This is a genomic window from Streptococcus sp. GMD4S (genome assembly GCF_000296955.1).
Genome location: NZ_AJRE01000084.1, coordinates 1 through 5,992 on the forward strand (window position 1 = coordinate 1; position 5,992 = coordinate 5,992).

The following is a 5,992-nucleotide window of genomic DNA, read 5'->3' on the forward strand; positions in this document are numbered from 1 at the left end:
TCGTTGCTGAAACAGTTGAGCAAGCGGTCGAAGCCGCTCACGAGATGCTTTTGGACAATAAATTTGGTGACTCAGGTGCGCGTGTGGTCATCGAGGAATTCCTTGACGGAGAAGAGTTCTCTCTCTTTGCCTTTGTCAATGGGGACAAGTTCTACATCATGCCAACGGCTCAGGACCATAAACGTGCCTATGACGGCGACAAGGGCCCTAACACGGGTGGTATGGGAGCTTATGCGCCAGTTCCTCACTTGCCACAGAGCGTGGTTGATACGGCGGTTGAGACTATTGTCAAGCCAGTTCTTAAAGGAATGATAAAAGAAGGTCGTCCGTATCTTGGTGTCCTTTACGCAGGGCTTATTTTGACTGCTGACGGTCCGAAGGTTATAGAGTTTAACGCTCGATTTGGAGATCCCGAAACTCAGATTATCTTGCCTCGTTTGACATCTGACTTTGCGCAAAATATCACGGATATTCTCGATGGCAAGGAGCCAAACATCACGTGGACGGACAAGGGTGTGACTCTGGGTGTGGTTGTCGCATCCCAGGGCTACCCGCTAGACTATGAAAAAGGTGTTAAGCTTCCATCCAAGACCGAAGGCGACATTATCACCTACTATGCTGGAGCTAAGTTTGCGGAAAATAGCAGAGCGCTGCTATCAAATGGTGGACGTGTCTATATGCTCGTCACCACAGCAGATACCGTCAAAGAAGCCCAAGAAACCATCTACCAAGAACTCTCCCAACAAAAAACAGAAGGCCTCTTTTACCGAACAGATATCGGAAGCAAGGCCATAAAAGATTAACAGACATATTTGCCATGGCGAGCGAAAGCGAGCCACTATAGAATAATCGTCGCAGTAGTGGAACTCCTAGTAGCTTTGCTACTAGGAGCGGAAAACTGGAGACCTAGGCTCCAGTTTTAGTAATGGAACGCCACAAGCGTTCGCTTACGTCCGCACTACATTAGACGATTATTAAAAAGAAAAATAAAAATTCACAAAATACGTTAATGGTCGTATGGTTTGCGAGCATTAGCGAGCTAATATAGAGCAATCACCGCCGTTGTGAAAGAAGGCTTGGCTTTGTTAGCCAAGCCTTCAGGGAAATCGGAAGACCTTGGGCTTCCGATTTAGGCATGAGACACCTTTGGTGGCTGCTGCCGTCCCTCACAACCTAAGGTGATTGTTGAAAGGAAGAAAAAGGAGAAGAAATGAAACCAGTAATTTCCATTATTATGGGCTCAAAATCCGACTGGGCAACCATGCAAAAAACCGCCGAAGTCCTAGACCGCTTCGGTGTAGCCTACGAAAAGAAGGTTGTCTCTGCCCACCGGACACCAGATCTCATGTTCAGACATGCGGAGGAAGCTCGTAGCCGTGGTATCAAGGTCATTATCGCAGGTGCAGGTGGGGCAGCCCATTTGCCAGGTATGGTTGCAGCTAAAACAACCCTTCCTGTCATCGGTGTACCTGTCAAATCTCGTGCTCTTAGTGGTGTAGACTCGCTCTACTCTATCGTACAGATGCCGGGTGGTGTGCCTGTTGCGACTATGGCTATCGGTGAAGCTGGAGCGACAAATGCGGCCCTCTTTGCCCTCCGTCTCCTTTCAGTAGAGGACCTGGTTATTGCGACAGCTTTGGCTGATTTCGCAGAAGAGCAAGGAAAAATAGCAGAGGAGTCTACAAATGAGCTCATCTAAAACAATCGGAATTATCGGTGGTGGTCAGCTGGGTCAGATGATGGCCATTTCTGCTATCTACATGGGGTACAAGGTTATCGCGCTGGATCCTGCGGCGGATTGTCCAGCCTCCCGTGTGGCGGAAATCATCGTAGCTCCTTATAATGATGTGGACGCCCTTCGTCAGTTGGCGGATCGATGTGATGTTCTCACTTATGAATTTGAAAATGTCGACGCCGATGGTTTGGATGCCGTTATCAAGGATGGACAACTCCCACAAGGAACTGACTTGCTCCGCATTTCTCAAAATCGCATCTTTGAAAAGGACTTTCTCGCAAACAAGGCCCAAGTCACTGTGGCACCCTACAAGGTTGTGACTTCAAGTCAAGACTTGGCAGATATCGACCTGTCGAAAAACTATGTCCTTAAGACTGCGACCGGTGGCTACGATGGGCATGGGCAAAAGGTCATTCGCTCAGAAGCAGAATTGGAAGAAGCCTATGCACTCGCTGACTCAGCAGACTGTGTCTTGGAAGAATTTGTTAACTTCGACCTTGAAATTTCTGTCATCGTATCAGGAAATGGTAAGGATGTGACGGCTTTCCCAGTTCAGGAAAATATTCATCGCAACAACATTCTTTCAAAAACCATTGTGCCAGCTCGCATTTCGGAAAGTTTAGCTGAGAAAGCCAAAGCTATGGCCGTGCGAATCGCAGAACAACTGAACCTTTCTGGAACGCTATGCGTGGAAATGTTTGCGACGGCTGATAATATCATCGTCAACGAGATTGCCCCACGTCCACATAATTCAGGCCACTACTCGATTGAAGCCTGTGACTTCTCGCAGTTTGATACCCATATTCTCGGTGTTCTGGGAGCACCATTGCCAGCTATCCACCTGCATGCCCCAGCCGTCATGCTCAATGTCCTCGGCCAGCACGTCGAGGCTGCAGAAACATATGTCACAGAAAATCCAAGCGCCCACCTCCACATGTATGGTAAAATAGAAGCAAAGCACAACCGCAAGATGGGACACGTGACCTTGTTTAGTGATGTACCGGATAGTGTGGTTGAGTTTGGGAAAGGGATTGATTTTTGAAATGACAGAAGAATTTGATGAATCATTAGATGTATATGATGCTGCGGATATTTGGTTATCTAACGGAATGGATGAAGATTACACATTTGGTTATTCGGAAGAAGAACTTAGACGTGCCTTGGAAGATTAGTTTATACAATATAAAGGATACACAATGTCAAAAGAAATTTTTAATTCTAAAGAAACTCTTCTTGCTGCGGGAGAAATTATTACCATTTCAGAAAAAATTGCTCAAGGCAAATTGACTAAGATAACTGAAATTGAAGATGAAAAAATTCGTGAACTCATTGAGAATGGAATTAAATATAGTAAATCTAATGCTGATAAAATTGGTGGTGCTTTAGGTGCCACTGCTGGAGGAGGTTTAGGTGTTGTTAGTGGGTTTGGTCTTATTACTTTAATGGCTGCTGAAGGAACAGCTGGGGCAGCAGTAGTTACTAGTGGTTTAGCGGGTATAGGAGCTGTATTTGGCGGAGGAATGTTAGCAGGTCTGGGAACGATATTGGTTATTCCAGCTGCATTAGCTGCAGTCGGAGGAATAGTTGGTTTGATACTTTCTTCTAAAAATAAAGTTAGTAGAAATGAGGCAAAAAAAGAACTTCTTTCTGAGGCAGCAAGGATTTTAATAGATTTGAAAATAAAAGTTCAGGAAGTGAATAGTGAGTTTGTGCTAGGTGCTCTATTAACACTTAAAGCATTGATAAATGATTTGAATAGAGATTTAGAAAATTAGAACAAAGCAGTAGTGACCGTAGGTCACTCACCAGATGTTTCACGCCGTGGGGAGAGCGTAAGCGACGGAATTGTTGAGACCTTAGGCTCAACAATTAGCCATGAAACCGAAGGTTTGCTGGCGTCCGCCCCACCTAAGTGAAACATCAAAAAGAAAGGATTTAAACAAAAATGATCAACCGTTACTCTCGCCCTGAGATGGCGAATATTTGGAGTGAAGAAAATAAATACCGTGCTTGGCTTGAGGTGGAAATCTTGGCTGACGAGGCATGGGCTGAGTTGGGAGAAATCCCTAAGGAAGATGTGGCTTTGATTCGTGAAAAGGCTGACTTTGACATCGACCGTATTTTGGAGATTGAGCAAGAGACTCGTCACGATGTGGTGGCTTTCACGCGTGCGGTTTCTGAGACTCTTGGTGAAGAGCGCAAGTGGGTTCACTATGGTTTGACTTCTACCGACGTGGTGGATACTGCCTACGGTTACCTCTACAAGCAGGCCAACGACATTATCCGTCGTGACCTTGAAAACTTCACCAACATCATCGCTGACAAGGCCAAGGAGCACAAGTTCACCATCATGATGGGGCGTACCCACGGTGTGCATGCGGAACCGACGACTTTTGGTCTTAAATTGGCAACATGGTACAGCGAAATGAAGCGCAACATCGAGCGTTTCGAACATGCGGCTGCTGGTGTGGAAGCTGGTAAGATTTCTGGTGCGGTTGGTAACTTTGCCAACATCCCACCATTCGTTGAAAAATACGTCTGCGACAAACTCGGTATCCGTGCTCAAGAAATCTCTACACAGGTGCTTCCTCGTGACCTTCACGCTGAGTACTTCGCAGTTCTTGCCAGCATCGCAACTTCTATCGAGCGTATGGCGACTGAAATTCGTGGTCTTCAAAAATCTGAGCAACGCGAAGTAGAAGAGTTCTTTGCCAAAGGTCAAAAAGGGTCTTCAGCCATGCCTCACAAACGCAACCCTATCGGTTCTGAAAACATGACAGGTCTTGCGCGTGTTATCCGTGGTCACATGGTGACGGCCTATGAAAACGTAGCCCTTTGGCACGAACGTGACATCTCTCACTCATCAGCTGAGCGCATCATCACACCAGATACGACTATTTTGATCGACTACATGCTCAACCGTTTCGGAAATATCGTCAAGAATTTGACGGTCTTCCCAGAAAACATGATCCGCAACATGAACTCAACTTTCGGTCTTATCTTTAGCCAACGTGCGATGTTGACCTTGATTGAAAAAGGCATGACGCGTGAACAAGCCTATGACTTGGTGCAACCAAAAACAGCTTACTCTTGGGACAACCAAGTAGACTTTAAACCACTTTTGGAAGCCGATCCAGAAGTAACCTCACGTCTGACTCAAGAAGAAATCGACGAAATCTTCAACCCTGCATACTACACTAAACGAGTAGAGGATATCTTTGAACGTATCGGACTTGGTGACTAATCATAACAAAAAGCGAGATTCAATCTCGCTTTTTTGTATTCTCTTAGAAGAATCTTAGTCTTCTTTTCTCTTAGTCAGTCCGTAGGCTGCTAGAGTCGCCATGAGTCCTGCTGCGACCAAACCTGCAGAGTTTTGACTTCCTGTTGCAGGGAGTTGTTTTTCATCTGCTTTGGCAGTAGTTGGTGCAGTTTGCTCAGCTTTCTCAGCGGCAGTGCCGACTTCAACAACTTGAGTGACTGCTTCCTGTGTTACCACGCTATTGACAAGCGTTCTTTCTTCTTTTCCATCAGCACTAGTGCTCACAGAGTAGAAGGCAGTACGGTGGCCGTTAGCTCCTTTAGTAACAACTTGCGTTTGTCCTTTTGGCAATTGAGGATTTTCACGTGTCACAGTAGTGAATGGAATTTCTTCCTCTTGGATATCCAGTCTTGGTTTTGTTTCTGCGGTTGGAGCAAGACCGTGTTCGTCCCCTACATGGGTTACAAGAGTTCCGACTTCAATAACTTGGGTCACTGCTTCTTGGGTCACAAGGCTATCTACAAGAGTTTTCACTTCCTTACCGTCAGCACTAGTGCTCACAGAGTAGTAATGACTGCGACGACCGTTAGCGCCTTTAGTAACGACTTGAGTCTTCCCTTTGAGTAAGAGTGGATTTTCACGTGTCACAGTAGTGAACGGAATCTCTTCTTCTTGGATATCCAGTCTTGGTTTCGCTTCGGCAGCTGGAGCAAGGCCACTTTCATCCCCTTTGTGGGTAATAGGGGCACCGATTTCAACCACTTGGGTCACAGGTTCTTTGGTTACTTGGCTATCTAGAACGGTTTCTGTTTGTTTACCATTTTCAGTAAGGACAGAGATGTAATGAGTGCGTTCGCCATCTACACCTGGTGTGACAATCTTTTCTTGCTTAGCTGGGAGGTTCGGATTTTCCTTCTTGATAACTTCAAATGGAATCTTTTCTGCTCTTGTGATGAGTTCCGGTTTGGTTTCAACATTGGCAGCTAGTTCATTTT

The 5,992-nt window shown here is 45.9% G+C and carries 7 protein-coding genes and 1 pseudogene; 7 read left to right on the forward strand and 1 reads right to left on the reverse strand.

Annotated features, from left to right (window positions below; all coding sequences use genetic code 11):
- The 7 genes and pseudogenes from purD to purB form a co-directional block, all read left to right on the forward strand.
- Positions 1-803, forward strand: an 803-nt coding sequence (purD, locus tag GMD4S_RS06670) for a phosphoribosylamine--glycine ligase (RefSeq protein WP_000320217.1), incomplete at its 5' end; no start/stop codon positions are given.
- A 286-nt stretch (positions 804-1,089) separates the two neighbouring features.
- A pseudogene (locus GMD4S_RS13920) lies at positions 1,090-1,182 on the forward strand (phosphoribosylaminoimidazole carboxylase); the annotation flags it as partial.
- Positions 1,183-1,210: 28 nt separating this feature from the next.
- Entirely contained in the window at positions 1,211-1,699 is a 489-nt protein-coding gene (gene purE / locus GMD4S_RS06675) for a 5-(carboxyamino)imidazole ribonucleotide mutase (RefSeq protein ID WP_000805605.1), read from the forward strand.
- Complete coding sequence (purK, locus tag GMD4S_RS06680; RefSeq protein ID WP_000099072.1) at positions 1,686-2,777, forward strand: 5-(carboxyamino)imidazole ribonucleotide synthase; 1,092 nt, start codon at positions 1,686-1,688, stop codon at positions 2,775-2,777. Before purE ends, purK begins: the two co-directional genes overlap by 14 nt.
- A 1-nt stretch (position 2,778) precedes the next feature.
- Positions 2,779-2,907: a hypothetical protein gene (locus GMD4S_RS13870; RefSeq protein ID WP_272942513.1), complete on the forward strand. Its 129-nt coding sequence runs from the start codon at positions 2,779-2,781 to the stop codon at positions 2,905-2,907.
- A gap of 24 nt (positions 2,908-2,931) precedes the next feature.
- The gene (locus GMD4S_RS06685) at positions 2,932-3,510 is read left to right on the forward strand and encodes a hypothetical protein (protein ID WP_000031524.1); all 579 of its coding nucleotides are present in this window, start codon (positions 2,932-2,934) and stop codon (positions 3,508-3,510) included.
- A gap of 170 nt (positions 3,511-3,680) precedes the next feature.
- Positions 3,681-4,979: an adenylosuccinate lyase gene (gene purB, locus GMD4S_RS06690; RefSeq protein WP_000610724.1), complete on the forward strand. Its 1,299-nt coding sequence runs from the start codon at positions 3,681-3,683 to the stop codon at positions 4,977-4,979.
- 54 nt (positions 4,980-5,033) lie between these two features.
- Here purB and GMD4S_RS06695 read toward each other — a convergent pair.
- A partial coding sequence (locus tag GMD4S_RS06695; protein ID WP_000292587.1) for a G5 domain-containing protein occupies positions 5,034-5,992 on the reverse strand: 959 nt, incomplete at its 5' end.

Coding starts and splice junctions, on each gene's coding strand:
- purE (WP_000805605.1), top strand. CDS start 1,211: ATGAAACCAGTAATTTCCATTATTATGGGCTCAAAATCCGACTGGGCA.
- GMD4S_RS13870 (WP_272942513.1), top strand. CDS start 2,779: ATGACAGAAGAATTTGATGAATCATTAGATGTATATGATGCTGCGGAT.
- purB (WP_000610724.1), top strand. CDS start 3,681: ATGATCAACCGTTACTCTCGCCCTGAGATGGCGAATATTTGGAGTGAA.
- GMD4S_RS06685 (WP_000031524.1), top strand. CDS start 2,932: ATGTCAAAAGAAATTTTTAATTCTAAAGAAACTCTTCTTGCTGCGGGA.
- purK (WP_000099072.1), top strand. CDS start 1,686: ATGAGCTCATCTAAAACAATCGGAATTATCGGTGGTGGTCAGCTGGGT.